The sequence below is a fragment of the Salinivibrio sp. IB872 genome, from assembly GCF_001995345.1.
GTDB classification, from domain to species: Bacteria; Pseudomonadota; Gammaproteobacteria; order Enterobacterales; family Vibrionaceae; genus Salinivibrio; species Salinivibrio proteolyticus.
Map to the genome: position 1 here is coordinate 51311 of NZ_MUFO01000018.1, position 19680 is coordinate 70990.

A 19680-nucleotide genomic window follows, 5' to 3' on the forward strand; every position below is an offset into this window, starting at 1 on the left:
TTACGTCTCTCTTTTGACCGAAAATGAGCAGGCAGCGACATGATAGCCGCTGCCTGGTAGGGATTACCAGTCGGTATTGTCGACTTTTATCTCTAAGTCTAGATTACTCCCGATAGAAAGATCAGCGTGATCATCCCCTCTCGTTAATGTGAGCTCTCCTGCTTGACCGTCGATCAATGTATTAATCACCACCTCTTGTTGGCCATTCGTTGTGACAATACTTAAGCTCTCAATATCGATTTGCTGATCAATGTGACTATCGCCATCCGCATCAATTCCAATGGTTAATGTTCCTTCTTGCTCACCATTACTCGTGGTTTGCCAAGAAATGGACACCTGACCATCTTTAATAAGTTGCGTTAAGTCTTCAACAAATTCCAAGGTGTCTTGTGAGCTACCTTGATTATCGAAGTCAACAATCACATCGGTTTCAGCGGCATCACCGTTAGCGGATGATGGTATATCATCCAATGACCATTGGAACTTATCACTACCAGTCCCTCCGATAAGGGTATCTTCACCTCGCCCACCAATGAGGGTGTCATCTCCACCTTGACCATAGAGGATATCGTCACCGTCTCCACCTTTGAGGACATCATCGCCTCCGCGAGTATCACCATCGACATTAAACAACGCGTGGTTGTCTTTAATGTACTGATACAGCTCGATATCAGAAGGCGCTGCGCCATTTTTCATTTCAAGGAATGTAGTCAACGCGTCCACGCCCGATCCATCTGGTAGCGACTCAGGCCGTGTCAGACCATTTTCATCCCAAGGTAGATTGTCAGTGTTAATGGTATCGCCAAAGAGAATATCGTCTCCAGCATTACCGATTACCTCATCATCGCCAACAGGGAGTACATTGATCTCTCTGGCGCCTTCATCCAGTGCCGCACTCAGATCATCGGCTGTATTAACGATCTCAACATCTCCAGTTGGTGCACTCACACTTCCCCACTGGTCACTCCACGTTCCCGAACCAGTTACATTCGTATTATCAAAGAACCTGAGAATATCTGCATTCACTCCACTCCCAATGCCGATAGCTCGAACAGTAGAGTTCTCAGCAAGTGACTCATATGCCCTAATCGAAGCCTTTAATTCAAAGGACTCTGTCGTAGTTCCTGAGTAATTACTACTATTCGAAAGCGTCGGATTACCGTCGGTTAGGAAGAATGACAAATTCTCACTATTTGTGTCCGAGTGAGTGTTAAACCATGAAGAAGCTTGGTCAAAGGCAGCTTCATAGTTAGTTCCTCCGCCAGATTGAAGAGAATCTATAACACGATCAACGTACCAACTTTTCTGCCACTCACTCAGCTGAGTGAAGTTATCGATGTTGATTTTTAAACTTGCTGAGGAGTCAAAGTCTACCAATGCCAGATTGATCGTGCCCGGATGATCAGAAATATTCTCCAACATCGACTTCAACGACGTTTTCAACACATCAAGTCTCGATGCAGAACTTCCCGGCTCTAATGCATACCCCATACTGCCGGATGTATCGACAATCAACGCAATATTGTAGTTTGTTGGCTCGGTTGAGTTAACTTCCACCCCACCAATATCACCAAGCAACACATCATCGCCTGAGCCGCCCTCAACCGTGTTATCACCATTAGGATTATTAGGTGGAATCACTGCGATCCCTGGTTGCGTGGTGGCATACTCAGGTAAATCGACAGGATTGCCGTTTTCATCAACTTCTGTCGCACCAACAGTCACGGATAAATCAGGCGCACTTCCTTCAGGCAACTCAAGTGTGACAGAGAAACCAGCATCTGAGCCTGGGTTAGGCTGCAGTGCATCAATCGGCACTTGCCAATCACCTGAATCAAGCTGCTCTCCCCCTGAAACACTGCCGCCTTCCGGGATTCCCGATATAATCACTGATGTGATTTGTTCAGAGCCGTCGCTATCGTTTAGTGAAACATCCACATCTAGCTGTACAATGTCCGCAACTTTGGTCAATTCACCATCGTCAACGACATACTTACCATCCGCAAAATAGACAGTTTCGATACTGTATAGATCATGATTAGCATTTTGCGTGTGGTCATCTTGGTAAACCAAGCGAACCGCATCGCTAAAACCGCGAAAAGTCTCTATTTGATAATCGTCACGGTTTCCTTGGAGATAGACAGTGTCATCACCACTTCCTCCATAATAAGCTGTTGAGGCAGCACTCGCATTGCGTGATACAAAGACATCATCACCATCATTTCCACGCAGCGCATATGAACCATCGCCAGTACCACCAACAATAAGATCATCGCCATTGCCCGTATTTACATCAACAGCACCTGAGCTACTATCACCAACGCTAACTATTTGATCATAATGGTCAGATGACTCACCATTATGCTGTTCTGCGTAATTGATAATCTCATTTGCCGAGTGGTTATCGTCTGAATACGACAACGAAGCAGAGACGGACAAACCATTCGAGATCGGCAACACAAACAGTGGGATACTCTCTGTAGTAGTTGCCGTATCATTATTCCCCTCTTCTGTACTGGTTGCCGTTACTTTAAGATTGACCTCACCTTCATACTGCTCAGGCATCGAGATAGAAAGATTAGACAAGTCCCACCCTTTGATAGAGATAGAGCCATTTTCGACAATCACTTCCTGATTACCATCGGACAATGTCGATCCCGCAGGAATATCATCTAACGTGAGCGTCAGCTTCTCAGAGCCATCTTGATCTACTAGGCTGGCATTAATGACAGGTAACTTAATCGGCTCACCCGCCTGCCCTTCTCCTGGCTCGTTAAGGGTGTAATAACCCCCGTCTCCATCACCGTGATACCCCTTAACACCTAAGCCACCGTCTTCTAATGCTTCGGCATTTGGTGCGAGATTAAAATTACTTGCATTTAGGTCAATAGCCGAGCCATTACCTACGGCGACTTCAATATCATAGCCACCAGGACCATTCTGGTTATGGGTATAAATGTCTAACGAATAGTAGCCACTTTCTGATGGCGTAAATTCGCCGCTGAATCGGCCGCTTCCGCTTACGCCACCTGGGGAGGTTCCTTGACTGCCATATCGCCCCTCGGCAATCACTTCGCCACCAATGACGATTGCAGCACTATCATCTGCATACCCGCCAAAGCTGTAGCTTTTACCTGCCTCTAGATAGATTAACCCTGAAGTCACCATCGCCTGACCAGCATCTAATCCAGATCCGGTATTAACGGCGACATCTTCGGTTGTCGATTTAGCATCTGCTTCCCCAGCACTGTTCATCGCATTCAACAAGGTTTCAGCATCGACACCGTTTCCGTTCCCATTTGGCGTGCCAACGTCAACTGAATTCCAGGTTGAGACATTAAGATTCGTGGACACAAAGTCCAGATCAAGCTCGCCTAGTGATAAATCAGGCGCATCAGCCACAGGCGTCACACTGATATTGAGTGTCGCTTGCGTGGTATCACCATATTCATCTTGAACGGTGTAGGTGATAGCTGGTACGTCACCACTCCAATGCTCTACCGGCGTAAAGGTATAATCACCATCCCCGCCAATGGTAATTTCACCGACATCAGCGATAGTGACTGGCTCACCAGCGGCGTGGGTTTCAGTTTGACCAGCAATCGTGAAGGTGGTGACGGTGAGGTCACCCTCTTCATCTGAATCATTGGTAAGTACATTGCCACTCTGTGCAGTGTCTTCTGCACCTGAAGCGGTATCGTCTACTGCAATTGGCGCGTCGTTCACCAAGGTCACACTTGGATCGTAGCTGGCCGCTTCGCCATCCACTGTGCCGTCATTTGGCGTCAACGTGAACGCTGGCAACTCTTGACCACCGTTCACCAGTGCCGCACCCGCTTCGGTCAAGACAACGTTGCCATTGCCATCCAACGCGTAGTTCGTTGTATCACTGAGTGTCACGCTGACCGTGNGGCGCGTCGTTCACCAAGGTCACACTTGGATCGTAGCTGGCCGCTTCGCCATCCACTGTGCCGTCATTTGGCGTCAACGTGAACGCTGGCAACTCTTGACCACCGTTCACCAGTGCCGCACCCGCTTCGGTCAAGACAACGTTGCCATTGCCATCCAACGCGTAGTTCGTTGTATCACTGAGTGTCACGCTGACCGTGTCACCTTCTTCATCGCTGGTGGTGTAAGACGCAACCACATCGTCCGCAGACGCTTGCTCTTCGGTGAAGTTGTTAGTGGCAGTGATGGTGATTTCCGGCGCGTCGTTCACCAAGGTCACACTTGGATCGTAGCTGGCCGCTTCGCCATCCACTGTGCCGTCATTTGGCGTCAACGTGAACGCTGGCAACTCTTGACCACCGTTCACCAGTGCCGCACCCGCTTCGGTCAAGACAACGTTGCCATTGCCATCCAACGCGTAGTTCGTTGTATCACTGAGTGTCACGCTGACCGTGNCCGTTCACCAGTGCCGCACCCGCTTCGGTCAAGACAACGTTGCCATTGCCATCCAACGCGTAGTTCGTTGTATCACTGAGTGTCACGCTGACCGTGTCACCTTCTTCATCGCTGGTGGTGTAAGACGCAACCACATCGTCCGCAGACGCTTGCTCTTCGGTGAAGTTCTGCTGGTTCGTCATCGTGACTTCCGGTGCGTCGTTTTGTGCCGCATACGTTGGCGTTGCGCTGTCAGAAGCGGTCGCATTGTCGCTATCGGTCGCCGTTAGGCTCACCGCTGGCAAGGTCTCGCCCGCATTGATCGCGTCTACACCATCTTGCGTCAACACCACGTCGGTGCCATCTATCGCGTAGTAACCGTCATCATTGCTGCCTGGCGTGAAGTCCACGCTTGGCGTGCCGTCTTCTTCGTCACTGGCGCTGAAGGTGGCTACGACGGTGTCGGTGTCGGCGTCGTTTTCATTGAACTGAGCCGCCGCCGTCACCTCGATCACTGGGCCAACAAGATGAACAGACGCCCCGGTGCTCTCTACCGTATTACCCGCGTCATCCGACGAGCTCACTGTGACTTCAAACTCGGTGTCCGCGGCCAGGTCGCTGCCGGCCACGTCCACGCTCCACTCGCCGTTTTCATCCACGGTGGTGGTGTACTCGGTACCATTGATGGTCATGGTCACCACATCGCCTTCGCTGATGTCGCCACCTATCGCCGTACCGGTCACCGCGATGGGCTCGCCTGCTTCTTGCGCGTTGATCACGTCATCGCTGGTGATGTTATCTACGCTGACCGTGCCGGCGTCTGCGCTAGTATCAATTTCCGCACTATCACTGCCCGGTGCGGAGGTGTTACCGGAGGTGTCGGTAATGGTAGCGTCTACGGTAAGGGTTTCACCGTCTGCGGGAGTATCAGGGAGGGTCACGATGACAGAGCCGTCGGTAATATTGTCGTCTGTCAGGGTGAAGGTTTGTCCATTCACCGTTAATACATCGCCTGGATTAGCGTTAGTACCCGTTAAATCGATAGAGACACGAATACCATCGCCAATTTCTTGGCTGCTAATCACACCGTCATTGTTTGCGTCATTGAGGATGGTCACACCTGGCGCGTTGGGTGCCGTTGCATCAACGAAGCGTCCAAAGCCGTCTTCTTGGTTAGTGCCAATCGCACCTGCGTTGTTAGCAATCGAGTCAGAGTCAAATCCAGAGCTTGCGATGGTCTCGCTTCCATCACGCGCAATGTTCACATAGCTCCACGAGCCACTTCCGGTCGCGTCTTGCCCCGCAGCCGTCGCCTGATCTTCTTGAATGGTGATCTCGCCTTCACCGTCAAGGATTTGCTGCTGAATGTCTGCGATTTCGTCTTGGACGTCTTGTGGTAATGCGTCAAAAAGAGAGTCCGACGATTCACTCTGCGGTTCAATCATAAGCTGTGTCCCGTCACTCAAGGTAATAACAGTGTCACTGCTATCCGGCAAGCCAAGCTGGGTTCCCGACGGGAGCGTAGCCCCTTCGCTGAGTGTGGTCAGTTCACCATTGACTAAAACACGGCCACTGCCTTGAATTGTGTCGATTGTAACGTTGCGAGAGAGCGAGATTGATTTCATAGTACGAGACTCTTTAACCGAGAAAAGTGTGAGACGCATTCAAAATACCTATTGCCTCAGATTATCTAAGCATATAGACATAGATAAAAGCGATTTTAACCAGAAATGTGCGACCCATACGGCTCAAAAATGAGACAAATAGGACAGGGAAAACATGTATTACGAGATCAGGTGAATGTCTCTCTAGATCAGCAGAATAACCGGCCTTGTACTTAACTTACTTGGTTGCCATGATCTAGCGATATATCACGCGCCTTGATGATAAAGTCGTCAATATAATCATCCCGTTTTTCTTCTCGTATCCCAAGATGAATTGCCTTATGAATACCTTGTTCGCCCATACGAAGAATATGAAGGTTGAGTCGCTGTTGGTATTCTTGTGCCAGCCATTTGGGCAAAGCCGCAATCCCTCGCCCTGCGGCAACCATTTGCAGCATGATATCTGTGGTTTCAATCGTTTTGTGTTTGCGTGGGGCACAGTGCGCCGGCGCCAAGAACTGGGTAAAGACATCTAAACGCGATTGATCGACTGGGTAGGTGATCAGGACGTCTTGCGTCACTTGATTGGGCTCAACGTAGTCAAACGCTGCCAAAGCGCTTTGGTGATGAGTAACCAGCACGAGTTCATAATCGAATACGGATACGTACTCTATACCTGGCTTGAGCAAAGGATCGGGCGTGACGAGTACATCAATCTCGTGGCCAAACAATGCGCCCAAACCACCAAATTGGAACTTTTGTTTAACGTCAACATCCACATCCGGCCATTGATGCAAGAAAGGCTCAACCACCTTAAGCAACCACTGATAACAAGGGTGACACTCCATACCAATGCGCAGTGTGCCACGCTGGCCTTGTGCAAATTGTTTAAGTTGCTGTTCAGCGTGTTCGAACTGAGGAAGCATACGCTCAGACAATGTAAGCAAGTACTCACCTGCTTGCGTAAAATGAAGCTGTCGCCCCGACTTTTGCCACAAGCGAATCCCGAGCTGACTCTCCAGTTTTTTCATTGCGTGGCTGATCGCGGATTGAGTGAGGTATAGCCTCTCTGCGGCTGCGGTAATCGACCCTTGCTCTTTGATGGCACGCAGAATATGAAGGTGGTGACGTTCTAACATGTCTATTCCATGACAAAAATTCATTGATAGATGAAATAATGCCATTTTAGTTCATAACGAGAAAGCCCTATGCTGATTTCAATCGAAAAGGAGGACGTATAGATGGCTAAAACTCATAATCTCGGCTTTCCACGTATCGGCGCACAGCGTGAACTTAAATTTGCACTCGAGCGTTACTGGCGTGGCGAATCATCACAACAAGACTTAACCGATCTTGCGAAAGATCTGCGCCGCAATCACTGGCAACAACAAAGTGAACTCGACATCGCTCCCGTTGGCGACTTTTCATTTTATGACCATGTACTCGACACCAGCTTTTTAGTCGGCAATGTGCCTGAACGTGTTGCCTCGGACCAAGACAATGACCTTGATAACTACTTCCGCGTTGCTCGCGGTCGCTCAGCAAACGATAGTGCTTGCCAGTGCGTACACGCCGGTGAGATGACTAAGTGGTTTGACACTAACTATCACTACATCGTGCCAGAATTTACCGCGCAAACAACGTTTAGTCTTCATGCTGACAACCTGTTGAACCAAATAGAAGAAGCCCAACAAGCTGGTGTTCAGGCCAAGCCGGTTCTAGTCGGTCCCGTCACATATCTGTGGCTGGGCAAAGAAAAAGATGCATCGAACAAACTGGATCTGCTCGATAAGCTCTTACCCGTATATCAAACCTTACTGAACAAACTGGCAGAGAAAGGCATTGAGTGGGTCCAAATCGATGAGCCGATCTTGGTCACGGAGCTCACGCCTGAATGGCAGGCGGCGCTAAAAACCGCGTATCGTGCATTAAGCCAAACGAAGGTCAAGCTATTGCTGGCGAGCTACTTCGGCGAGCAAGCTGAAAATCGTCCATTGGCGCAATCGTTGCCCGTTGACGGCTGGCATTTGGATGCTATTCGTGGTCGAGGAGATGTGGATGCATACCGTGAAGCGCTTAGCGATCAACACGTCCTATCTCTGGGTGTGATTAATGGTCGTAATGTTTGGAAAACGAATCTCAATGCCACGTTAGAATGGCTCGAACCGATTCATCAATCTCTGGGGGATCGCCTCTGGCTCGCGCCGTCTTGCTCTTTGCTTCATGTGCCGGTCGACTTGGCGAGCGAGAAAAACCTCGATCCTGAGGTAAAAAACTGGCTTGCCTTTGCCCACCAAAAGCTCGAGGAGCTGGATGTACTCGCTCGCGCGCTTAATCACGGCCGTCAAACCGTTCAGCCCGCGCTGGACAATAACCGTGAGGCAATCGAAAGCCGCCAGCAATCACCACGCGTACACAACCCTAAGGTGCAAGCCGCATTGGCAGCAATTACACCACAGTTAGGGGCACGGCAGCGTCCGTTTGCCGAGCGTATTCGCTTGCAACACGAGCAGCTCAACCTGCCGCGCTTCCCGACCACCACCATAGGGTCATTCCCACAAACGCGTGCCATTCGCCAAACACGCTTGCAATACAAGAAGGGCGATATTGATGCCGCCACTTATCAAGACATTATGCGCAAAGAGATCGCCCATGCGGTGGAAAAGCAAGAAGCGTTAGGGCTCGWTGTCTTGGTTCACGGTGAAGCTGAACGTAACGATATGGTGGAGTACTTTGGCGAACAGCTGGATGGGTATGTGTTCAGTCAGTTTGGCTGGGTGCAATCGTATGGTTCTCGCTGTGTGAAGCCGCCGATTTTATTTGGGGATATTGAGCGCCCGAAAGCAATGACAGTGGAGTGGACCCAGTACGCTCAGTCTCTGACTGATAAGCCGCTGAAAGGCATGCTCACTGGACCGGTCACCATTCTTAATTGGTCATTTGTGCGCGATGATCAGCCACGATCGCAGACCTGTAACCAACTGGCACTGGCGATCCGCCAAGAGGTGCAAGATCTCGAGAAAGCTGGCACCAGGATCATTCAAATAGATGAAGCGGCACTGCGTGAAGGTTTACCGCTGCGTCGCAGTGAGTGGCAAAGCTACCTTGATTGGGCGATTAACGCGTTTAAAATTGCCGCCAATGGTGTCAATGACGAGACGCAAATCCATACCCATATGTGTTATTCCGAGTTTAACGATATCATCGCATCGATTGCTGACATGGACGCCGACGTGATCACCATTGAAACCTCACGCTCGGATATGGAACTGTTGGATGCATTTGATCATTTTGACTATCCCAATGATATTGGTCCTGGTGTGTATGACATTCACTCGCCAAACATTCCCAGTCAGGCACAAATTATTGCGTTAATGAAAAAGGCTGCCGCTCGTATTCCGGAAGAAAGATTGTGGGTAAACCCAGATTGCGGCCTAAAAACCCGCCAATGGGATGAGGTGATCCCGGCATTAGAAAATATGGTTGCAGCGGCGAAAGCGCTTCGTCAGGAATAGCGCGTCAGCAGCGTACCGCTACCCGCATTGACTGAACCCTATAATGACAAAACGCGCCACGGATAACTCCGATGGCGCGTTTTTTATCGCAAAAGAAAAGGGAGCCTGAGCTCCCTTTTCTCCAGAATCTTAGCGACGGATGCCTAGACGCTTGATAACGTCCAAGTAACGGTCAACATTGTTCTTTTTCAGGTAGTCCAACAGCTTACGACGACGTGAAACCATGCGTAGCAGGCCACGACGGCTGTGGTGGTCACCTTTGTGCTCAGCGAAGTGCGATTGCAGATCGTTGATAGATGCAGTCAACAGGGCGATTTGAACTTCTGGTGAACCAGTGTCGTTCTCAGTTTTACCAAAATCAGCAACGATTTTAGCTTTTGCTTCTGCAGTCAGAGACATAATGCTCTCCTAATAAGAGTGTGTGATTATCATGCACCAGCCAATCTCTGATTCAGCCAGTGCCCGAAGGCGCGAATTCTACCCGTTTTAGCTGGGTATCGCAATGTTATTGCCGACTATCACGCCATTTTCTTACCGTTGCCACCTTACCGCTTGAAAATGCGACAAGTTTATTCGCAGCATGCTCGCGCTGTTTCGCGCCAGCAGTGCTTGGCAAGCGCGCATTTTAGCTAAGCGTGCCGCTAACGTGCTCTAGGCGTTGTCACTGCGCGCGGTTTGCGGCTCAGGTTGACGGCTCGCGACCAAACGGCGCGGCGCAACCAGACCATCAGCATCAATTTCACCCACACCGATAAACTGACGCTCTTCGCCAGCCGTTAAACGCACATAGCCTTCAGTCGGAGCGTTAGGCACTTGCACCGCTTGACCTTGTAGCGCATAACTTGCCACGACGGGCAGTAGGTTAATCTCGCGCAGATCTTGTACCGCCGTATCAAGTGGCAATAGCAAAGGATCGAGCAGTTGTTTTGGCTGGATCTCTTGCTCACGCGCTTGGTTAAGCAGGCTTTCAAGCTGCTCTAAGGTCACCATGTTACGTGCTGGATAGCCTGACACACCAATACGACGCAGCGCCGTGACATGTGCACCACAGCCAAGCATTTCACCTAAATCGTCAACAATGGTGCGGATGTAGGTGCCTTTTGAGCAATGCACTTCCATCTCGATTTCATGGCCTTCAAAGCGCAGCAGTTCAATCTGATAGACCTTAATGGTACGCGCTTCACGTGGTACTTCGATGCCTTGGCGCGCGTATTCATACAAAGGTTTCCCTTGGTATTTCAACGCCGAAAACATCGATGGGATCTGCTGGGTTTCCCCGCGGAATTTTGCAATACAACGCTCAAGCAAACCTAGGTTTACTTTGACGTCACGGGTTTCTACCACTTCACCATCTGCATCTGAGGTATTGGTACGCTCACCCAATTTGGCGACCACTCGATAACGTTTATCGGAGTCGAGCAAAAACTGAGAGAACTTGGTTGCCTCACCCAAACAAATCGGCAGCATCCCGGTTGCAAGTGGATCCAGTGCCCCCGTGTGGCCTGCTTTCTCCGCAAAGAAGATACGTTTTACTTTTTGTAAAGCATCATTGGACGTCATGCCGGTTGGTTTATCGAGTAGGATAATCCCATCCACCGGACGACCTCGACGACGTTGACGACGCGCCATCAGTTACTCCTCACCTTTTTCATCATCACCGCGACGTTCATCGTCATCGCGTACCGCCTTGCTGACCAAGTTCGAGATACGCATCCCTTCAGTCAGTGACTCGTCAAACACGAAGGTCAACTCAGGGGTCACACGCAAACGAATCGCTTTGCCAACCAATGAACGGATGTAGCCACTGGCTTCGTTCAGCGCCTTAAGGCTCTCGGTAGGGGCTTGTTCATCGACGGTTAAAAAGGTCACGAAGACTTTGGCATACGCCAGATCACGTGAAATTTGCACATCGGATACGGTGACCATTCCGATGCGAGGGTCTTTGATTTCGCGTTGTAGGATCAGTGCAATCTCTTTTTGCAGCTGATGCGCAACGCGATCAGTACGGCTAAAATCTTTACCCATAATCTTTTCTCTCAACAAAATGGGGGTAAGCGCATGCGCCTCCCCCCACGGTGTATCCAAACAACCTCGTTGTATTGTCTCGTTCAATTAGTCGATTGAACGTTGAATCTCAACGGTTTCATAGACTTCGATTTGGTCACCAACGCGAACATCATTGTAGTTCTTCACGCCAATACCACATTCGTAGCCTTTCTTCACTTCGTTCACATCATCTTTGAAGCGGCGGAGTGATTCCAACTCACCTTCGTAGATAACCACGTTTTCACGTAGGACACGAATTGGGTTGTTACGCTTAATCACACCTTCAGATACCTGACAACCGGCAATGGCGCCCAATTTTGGTGATTTGAAGACATCGCGCACTTCTGCCAAACCGATGATTTCTTGTTTGAATTCAGGCGCAAGCATACCGCTCATCGCTTGTTTCACTTCATCAATCATGGTGTAGATGACAGAGTAGTAACGCAGATCCAAGCTTTCCGCTTCAATGGTCTTACGCGCAGCGGCATCCGCACGCACGTTAAAGCCACAGATAATGGCGTTAGACGCGGCTGCAAGTACTGCGTCAGTTTCAGTGATACCACCGACACCAGAGCCCACAACTTTCACTTTTACTTCGTCAGTTGAGAGCTTAACCAGTGCATCGTTGATCGCTTCCACTGAGCCTTGTACGTCAGCTTTAAGTACGATGTTCAGCTCAGCCACTTCACCTTCTTCCATGTTAGAGAACATGTTTTCCAGTTTGGCTTTTTGCTGACGCGCCAGCTTAACGTCACGGAACTTGCCTTGACGATACAGCGCCACTTCACGCGCTTTCTTCTCGTCACGTACCACCGTGGCTTCATCACCCGCAGCAGGCACGCCAGATAGGCCCAGAATTTCCACAGGAATCGAAGGTCCCGCTTCTTCTACTTCTTGGCCATTCTCATCGCGCATCGCACGGACACGGCCATATTCCAGACCACACAGAACGATATCGCCTTTTTTGAGCGTACCTTCTTGAACCAATACGGTAGCAACTGGACCACGACCTTTGTCGAGGCGAGATTCAACCACAACGCCACGCGCCATACCATCTTTAACCGCTTTCAGTTCAAGCACTTCTGATTGCAGCAAGATAGCTTCTAGTAGCGCATCGATGTTTTGGCCTTGTTTCGCAGACACGTGAACAAACATGTTCTCACCACCCCAGTCTTCTGGGATAACGTCATGCTGTGCCAGTTCGTTCTTCACGTTGTCAGGGTTCGCACCCTCTTTATCCATCTTGTTCACTGCCACGATAAGAGGCACACCGGCCGCTTTCGCGTGTTGGATCGCTTCGATGGTTTGTGGCATTACGCCGTCGTCAGCAGCAACGACCAAGACAACAATATCCGTTGCACCGGCACCACGTGCACGCATCGCGGTAAACGCGGCGTGTCCTGGAGTATCCAGGAAGGTGATCATGCCATTGTCGGTTTGTACGTGGTACGCACCAATGTGCTGGGTAATACCGCCCGCTTCGCCCGTGGCAACGTGTGCTTTACGGATGTAGTCAAGCAGTGAAGTTTTACCATGGTCAACGTGACCCATGATGGTAACGACTGGCGCACGTGGCGCAACGGGTGCATCGTTATCACGATCAGACAGTACCGCTTCTTCCAGCTCGTTTTCTTTACGCAAGATAACCTTGTGACCCATTTCCTCTGCAACAAGCTGTGCAGTCTCTTGGTCAATCACTTGGTTAATGGTCGCCATCGCGCCCATTTTCATCATGGTTTTAACGACTTCAGCGCCTTTTACTGCCATTTTGTTGGCCAATTCGGCAACGGTGATGGTTTCACCGATTTCAACTTCACGGTTTACTTTTTGCGCTGGCTTTTTAAAGCCGTGTTGCATCGAGGTTGGCTTAGCCATGCGACCTTTGCCTTTCCCGCCTTTGCCACGACGGCCACGAGGTGATTTATCCTCAGCTTGAGTCGCTTTTTTCTTTTTCTTACGACGCGGTGCAGCACTTTCTTCGCGACGATCCGCTTCGTCTTCCGCTTCGCGGGCATACTGAGAGGTAACTGTATGGTGATCAGCTGCCTCCATGGTGGTTAGCGCTTGATCTTGTTCAGACCAGCGTTCTTGGTTTGCTTCTGCCATTTTGCGTGCCTCTTCTAACTGCCGCTGACTTTCTTCTTCAGCTTTACGCTTGGCTTCCTCTTCCTGGCGACGCTTAAGTTCATCAGCTTCTTTCTTCGCTTGCGCATCGGCAGCACGAGCTGCAGCAGTCTCCGCTGCGTCCTCTTCGGACTGCTCGTTTTGTGGTTGCGCTTGCGGTTTGGCTTCACGCTTAGCTTTCTCTTCGGCTTCGCGTTTGGCTTTCTCTTCAGCTTCGCGTTTGGCTTTTTCTTCAGCTTCACGCTTGGCTTTCGCTTCTGCTTCACGCTTCGCTTGCTCTTCAGCTTCTTGGCGCGCTTTCTCTTCGGCTTCACGTTTGGCACGTTCTTCCGCTTCTTGCGCAACCTTTTGCTCTTCAAGCTCGCTACGTTTCACATAGGTGCGTTTCTTACGCACCTCAACTTGGACATCTTTGTTCTTTCCGCCAGCTCCTGAGACGCTCAGCGTGCTGCGTTTTTTGCGCTGTAGCGTCAGACGCGTCGGAGCATTGCCGTTGTCGCCGTGCTCACGTTTGAGATGCGCCAACAAGGCTTGTTTTTCATCTTGGCTTACCTGATCGTCAGCTGACTTTTGCATACCAGCTTCTTTAAACTGCTTCAGCAGACGATCGACTGGCGTATCAATTTCCTTCGCCAGTGTATGTACTGTAACCTCTGACATTCTGCTCCTCCTTTGCCGTCTTTACGCTTCGTCGCTGAACCAGCAAATATTACGTGCTGCCATAATGAGCTCGCCCGCACTTACTTCGTCCAATCCTTCAATGTCCAACAGATCATCGGTGCCTTGGTCGGCAAGATCTTCCAGCGTTTTCACGCCTTTCGCCGCCAATTTAAAGGCCATTTCGCGAGAAAGACCTTCCAGCGCCAACAGATCGTCAGCAGGCTCAGCGCCTTCCAGCGACTCTTCTTGTGCCAGTGCGATGGTGGTCAACGCTTCTTTGGCACGTGAGCGCAAAATGTCGACAGTGTCTTCATCTAGGCCATCAATTTCGAGCATTTCGCTCGTTGGAACGTAGGCCACTTCTTCTAGAGTGGTGAAACCTTCGTCAACCAAGGTCGCGGCAAAGTCTTCATCGATGTCGAGGTGTTTAACAAACAGCTCCAATGAGGCTTGTGCTTCTTCTTGGTGTTTTTTCTGAAGGTCTTCAACCGTCATGACGTTCAGTTCCCAACCGGTCAGTTGTGAGGCTAAACGTACGTTTTGACCATTGCGGCCGATCGCCTGTGCTAGGTTATCTGCCTCAACAGCAATATCCATGGTGTGGGTGTCTTCATCGACGATGATAGAGGCCACATYGGCTGGTGCCATTGCATTGATCACAAATTGCGCTGGGTTATCGTCCCAAAGCACGATATCAATACGCTCACCGCCTAACTCACCTGAAACGGCTTGGACGCGCGCACCACGCATACCGACACAAGCGCCGACAGGGTCAATGCGTTTGTCGTTGGTCTTCACGGCAATCTTTGCACGTGAGCCTGGATCGCGTGCCGCACCCATCAGCTCAATCATTTCTTCGCCAATTTCCGGCACTTCAATGCGGAACAGCTCGATCAGCATCTCTGGCTTTGAACGTGTCATGAAGAGCTGGAAACCACGCGCTTCTGGGCGCACAGCATACAGCAAACCACGGACGCGGTCGCCTGGACGGAAGTTTTCGCGCGGTAGTTGATCGTCACGCTGAATCACAGCTTCTGCGTTATTACCCAAATCCACGATGATCACATCACGGTTCACTTTTTTCACTACACCGGTAACCAGTTCACCTTCGTTATCCATGAACTGCTCAACCACTTGTGCACGCTCAGCTTCACGTACCTTTTGTACGATCACCTGCTTCGCGGTTTGGGTGGTAATACGGTCAAAAGTGACAGACTCGATTTCGTCTTCGATGTAACCACCAAGTTCAATCGTTTCGTCTTCGTATTGCGCCGCTTCCAATGTGATTTCACGGGTTGGCAATGTGACTTCGTCAACCACGAGCCAACGACGGAAGGTATCGAATTCACCGGTTTTGCGATCGATGGCGATACGTACATCAATGTCGGCTTCGTACTTCTTTTTGGTTGCCGTTGCCAGTGCGGTTTCCAGTGCCTCAAAAATACGCTCACGCGGAACGGCTTTTTCGTTTGAGACCGCTTCGACAACAGCCAAGATTTCTTTATTCATCTACTAATGCCTCATTTACTTTTAAAATGAAGGAACCAGGTTTGCTTTGGCGATATTACTCAAGGCAAACGCCTCATCTTGGCCGTCAACGCGAACCGTGATGGTGTCGCCATCGACAGAAAGGATTTCTCCTTTCCACTTACGGCGGTTTTGCATAGCCATTTTCAGCACGATGTTCACTTCATGCCCGATGAATTGCTGATAATGATCAGCGGTGAACAGTGGGCGATCCACGCCTGGCGATGACACTTCCAGGTTGTACGCCACTGTGATTGGGTCTTCCACATCCAACACTGCGCTAACCTGACGGCTTACATCGGCGCAATCGTCGACAGTAATGCCATTTTCATGGTCAATAAAAATACGCAATGTTGAGTGTTGGCCAGCCCGAACGAACTCTAGTCCAACTAACTCATAGTCCAACGCCTCAACCGGCGCGGTCAAAAGTTCAGTCAGTTGTTTCTCTAATCCTGTCATTCCAAACCCCAGAAATAAAAAAAGGGCTTAAAAGCCCAGTTACTATCCGAATGGTCGTTTTCAGATAACAAAAAACCCCGATAATCGGGGTTTAATGTAACTGGACCCTGATGCTATACCAGTGACGCATGTCGTTGGTATAGCCGTTATCGCTGGTCTCGGAAATATTTCAGCAATAACGAGAGAGTAACTCTCCGTGCCGATAAAAATGGTTCTTATTGGCACTGCCCCGAGGGCAAAACGGCCAGCCGTTGGCTAGCCGAGTTAGCGTAACTTTGTAAAAGAACGCTAACGCGTCTTTCAGTTTAGCAGTTGAGTAAACTACTAACTAAATGTGGTTGCGGAAGATGGATTTTATCGCGAAGTGCAGCTTCGACGACCTTCGGCTATTCAGCAGCCTAACCTTCCAAAACCTAAATTTGGTTGCGGGAGCCGGATTTGAACCGACGACCTTCGGGTTATGAGCCCGACGAGCTACCAGACTGCTCCATCCCGCGTCCGAGTGGCGATGATTATATCGCCTTTTCTTTCAAAGGTGCAAGTAATTGCACTTTGAGAACCTTGGTGCCGAGAGCGGGACTTGAACCCGCACGCCCATACAGGCACTACCCCCTCAAGATAGCGTGTCTACCAATTCCACCACCTCGGCAAATTTTTTACTGAGGGATCTCGCTGTTATCAACAGGGATTTCATTCTCAGTTTGTGTCGCTTGCTGTTCTACAGCAGGCTGACTTAAATCTTCAAAACCGCTTTGCGCTTTTGGCTTATGGGCTGTCATGTTACCTAGCACCAAGCTCAGGGCAAAAAATGCAATCGCAAAACCGGTTGTCATTCGGGTTAAAAAGTTTCCTGAGCCGCCAGAGCCAAATACTGTGTTTGATGCTCCAGCCCCGAACGAGGCTCCCATATCTGCGCCTTTACCTTGCTGAACCAGAACCAGGCCAATTACACCGATTGCGGCCAACAGATAAATCACAAGTAGAATTTCGTACATGGTTCCACCTATGCTCCAGGTTGTTGAGCCGGCAGTGTTACTTCTCAGCCAGCGCAGCCCCCTTTGTTGGGAGCGGGTGAATACTAGCGAAAGCCTGATGCCGAAACAAGAGAAAAATGCAAAAAACCCTGATTTCGGCACTGTTTGCGCATTCTATAACCACCCGCTGATGAATTATTAACAGTTTGCTTTGACTGCCTCTGCAATTTCAAGCGCATAAGCCTTTACGGTTTCCGCATCAGGCCCTTCAACCATGACACGGATAAGTGGCTCAGTACCTGATTTGCGTAGCAATACACGCCCTTTTTCACCCAGCTTTTCTTCCACGTTGGCCTTCGCGGCGAGCACGGCTTCGCTTTGTAGTGGGTCAACATCACCTTTAAAACGAACATTTTCCAGCACTTGCGGCAGAAGCGTCATACCGTCGGTCAGTGTTTTCAGATCCATGCCGGTCGCTGCAACACTGGCTAGCACTTGTAATGCAGCCACAATGCCGTCTCCGGTAGTCACTTTATCCAGCACAATCACATGGCCGGAATTCTCTGCCCCGATACGCCAACCTTTCTCTTGCAGCATTTCCATCACATAGCGATCACCGACTTTGGCGCGCGCAAAAGGAATACCCAGTGATTTAAGCGCCAGTTCCATGCCCATGTTGGTCATCAGGGTACCAACGACACCACCTTTAAGTTCACCGCGACGCAGGCTCTCACGTGCAATGATATAGGCGATTTGATCACCATCGACCTTGTTACCAAGATGATCCACCATGATCACACGATCGCCATCCCCGTCAAACGCAACACCAAGATCCGCTTTTTCTTCCAGAACACGCTGCTGCAACGCACGCACGTCTGTCGCACCAACTTTGTCGTTAATGTTGGTGCCGTTGGGAGCACAACCAATCGTCGTTACCTCTGCCCCCAGTTCTCGGAAGACTGAAGGAGCAATATGGTAGGTTGCACCATGCGCGCAATCGAGCACAATCTTGAGGCCGCTCAAGCTTAGAGCACTGGGGAAGGTACCTTTACAGAACTCGATGTAGCGCCCCGCGGCATCATTAATGCGGCTCGCTTTACCCAGCTCGGCGGACTCCACACAGGTCAACGGCTTTTCAAGCTCTGCTTCGATAGCCAGCTCAACCGCATCGGGTAGCTTGGTGCCTTCCGATGAGAAAAATTTAATTCCATTATCGTAATGCGGATTATGAGAAGCAGAGATCACAATACCCGCTTCAGCGCGGAAGGTTTGAGTCAGATATGCGATCGCAGGGGTGGGCATCGGACCGGTAAATGCGGCCTCAAGACCTGCGGCAGATAAACCTGACTCGAGGGCCGATTCGAGCATATAGCCTGAAATCCGGGTATCCTTACCAATCAGTACCTTACGAGTGCCTTGTTGCGACAAGACACGCCCTGCTGCCCAACCAAGCTTGAGCATAAACTCAGGGGTAATTGGGAATTCACCTACCTTGCCACGTACCCCATCGGTACCGAAATATTTACGTTCTGCCATTATTTTTATTCTCCTAGTGCGCCTGCACGCTTTGTCATGGCGACCACACGCAGCGCGTCCGCCGTTTCTTTCACATCATGAACGCGAATAATTTGCGCACCTTTCTGCGCTGCCAAGGTCGCGCATGCAATGCTACCACCTAAAACGTCGTGTGGTGTCTTATCGACTAGCTTATAGATCATTGATTTACGCGACATGCCCGCTAACACCGGCAAGCCAAAATCATGGAAGCTGTCTAACTCGGCAAGCAATTGATAATTGTGGGCCAAGCTTTTACCAAACCCATAGCCAGGGTCAAGGATAATCTGCTGTCTTGAAATGCCGGCAGCTTCACATGCTTGGATTCGCTCGGTTAAAAACGCTTTTACGTCACGGGTAACATTGTCATACGCTGGCGCAGCTTGCATGGTACGCGGCTGCCCTTGCATGTGCATAATACACACAGGCACTTGTCGTTCAGCTGCCACCTCGAGTGCGCCAGGCTCTTGCAAGGCACGCACATCATTGATCAAGTCCGCCCCCGCATCTATCGCAGCACGCATCACAGCCGCTTTGCTGGTATCAATAGAAATCCAACAGTCCGATTGGGCGCGAATGGCTTTTATGACGGGAACAACCCGATCGATTTCTTCTTGTTCTGCCACGTCAGCAGCGCCGGGACGGGTCGATTCACCACCGATATCAAGGATCGTGGCGCCATCAGCAAGCATTTGCATGGCATGTTCAATCGCTTTGTTCGATTGCTGATATTGCCCCCCATCAGAGAAAGAGTCTGGGGTGACATTAAGAATGCCCATCACAACAGGGCTATCCAGGGAGAGTCGTTTATTTTTGTGTGTTATTTCCATGAGA

Annotated in this window: 14 protein-coding genes and 2 tRNA genes; 2 read left to right on the forward strand and 14 right to left on the reverse strand. The window is 50.2% G+C overall.

Annotated elements, in window-relative coordinates:
* Positions 1–63 precede the first annotated feature (63 nt).
* The 3 genes from BZJ18_RS09330 to BZJ18_RS09345 form a co-directional block, all read right to left on the reverse strand.
* Positions 64–3900 (reverse strand): Ig-like domain-containing protein, encoded by a 3837-nt coding sequence (locus tag BZJ18_RS09330; protein WP_131825276.1) that lies wholly within the window; start codon positions 3898–3900, stop codon positions 64–66.
* A 479-nt stretch (positions 3901–4379) separates the two neighbouring features.
* Complete coding sequence (locus tag BZJ18_RS09340; protein WP_077456265.1) at positions 4380–6047, reverse strand: Ig-like domain-containing protein; 1668 nt, start codon at positions 6045–6047, stop codon at positions 4380–4382.
* Positions 6048–6220: 173 nt separating this feature from the next.
* A complete protein-coding gene (locus tag BZJ18_RS09345) occupies positions 6221–7126 on the reverse strand; it encodes a LysR family transcriptional regulator (protein ID WP_077456267.1) in 906 nt (301 codons plus the stop codon).
* Positions 7127–7228: 102 nt separating this feature from the next.
* Here BZJ18_RS09345 and metE point away from each other — a divergent pair, with 102 nt between their 5' ends.
* Positions 7229–9502, forward strand: coding sequence for a 5-methyltetrahydropteroyltriglutamate--homocysteine S-methyltransferase (gene metE / locus BZJ18_RS09350; RefSeq protein WP_077456269.1), 2274 nt, complete (start codon positions 7229–7231; stop codon positions 9500–9502).
* A gap of 129 nt (positions 9503–9631) precedes the next feature.
* On the opposite strand, the gene rpsO is transcribed toward metE, so the two are convergent.
* The 9 genes from rpsO to secG all read right to left on the reverse strand — a co-directional run bounded on the left by rpsO (position 9632) and on the right by secG (position 17313).
* Entirely contained in the window at positions 9632–9901 is a 270-nt protein-coding gene (rpsO, locus tag BZJ18_RS09355; protein WP_069589916.1) for a 30S ribosomal protein S15, read from the reverse strand.
* Positions 9902–10153: 252 nt separating this feature from the next.
* Positions 10154–11131 (reverse strand): tRNA pseudouridine(55) synthase TruB, encoded by a 978-nt coding sequence (gene truB / locus BZJ18_RS09360; RefSeq protein WP_077456271.1) that lies wholly within the window; start codon positions 11129–11131, stop codon positions 10154–10156.
* 3 nt (positions 11132–11134) lie between these two features.
* A complete protein-coding gene (gene rbfA, locus BZJ18_RS09365; protein ID WP_069589913.1) occupies positions 11135–11527 on the reverse strand; it encodes a 30S ribosome-binding factor RbfA in 393 nt (130 codons plus the stop codon).
* Positions 11528–11614: 87 nt separating this feature from the next.
* The gene (infB, locus tag BZJ18_RS09370; RefSeq protein WP_069589912.1) at positions 11615–14332 is read right to left on the reverse strand and encodes a translation initiation factor IF-2; all 2718 of its coding nucleotides are present in this window, start codon (positions 14330–14332) and stop codon (positions 11615–11617) included.
* 21 nt (positions 14333–14353) lie between these two features.
* Positions 14354–15841, reverse strand: a complete 1488-nt coding sequence (gene nusA, locus BZJ18_RS09375; protein ID WP_077456273.1) for a transcription termination factor NusA — start codon at positions 15839–15841, stop codon at positions 14354–14356.
* 21 nt (positions 15842–15862) lie between these two features.
* Positions 15863–16318 carry a ribosome maturation factor RimP gene (gene rimP, locus BZJ18_RS09380; RefSeq protein WP_069589909.1) on the reverse strand — a complete coding sequence of 152 codons (456 nt, stop codon included), beginning with the start codon at positions 16316–16318 and terminating at the stop codon, positions 15863–15865.
* Between the two features lie 420 nt (positions 16319–16738).
* Positions 16739–16815: transfer RNA gene (locus BZJ18_RS09385), tRNA-Met, on the reverse strand.
* Between the two features lie 65 nt (positions 16816–16880).
* Positions 16881–16967, reverse strand: a tRNA-Leu gene (locus BZJ18_RS09390).
* Between the two features lie 7 nt (positions 16968–16974).
* Entirely contained in the window at positions 16975–17313 is a 339-nt protein-coding gene (gene secG, locus BZJ18_RS09395; RefSeq protein WP_069589908.1) for a preprotein translocase subunit SecG, read from the reverse strand.
* Positions 17314–17323: 10 nt separating this feature from the next.
* Between secG and BZJ18_RS17460 the strand changes: the two genes are divergently transcribed.
* Entirely contained in the window at positions 17324–17494 is a 171-nt protein-coding gene (locus BZJ18_RS17460; RefSeq protein WP_157893172.1) for a hypothetical protein, read from the forward strand.
* On the opposite strand, the gene glmM is transcribed toward BZJ18_RS17460, so the two are convergent.
* Both glmM and folP read right to left on the reverse strand, forming a co-directional pair.
* The gene (gene glmM, locus BZJ18_RS09400) at positions 17491–18828 is read right to left on the reverse strand and encodes a phosphoglucosamine mutase (protein WP_077456275.1); all 1338 of its coding nucleotides are present in this window, start codon (positions 18826–18828) and stop codon (positions 17491–17493) included. The two genes, BZJ18_RS17460 and glmM, sit on opposite strands and share 4 nt — an antisense overlap.
* Before the next feature lie 5 nt (positions 18829–18833).
* A complete protein-coding gene (gene folP, locus BZJ18_RS09405; RefSeq protein WP_077456277.1) occupies positions 18834–19676 on the reverse strand; it encodes a dihydropteroate synthase in 843 nt (280 codons plus the stop codon).
* Positions 19677–19680: the final 4 nt, after the last annotated feature.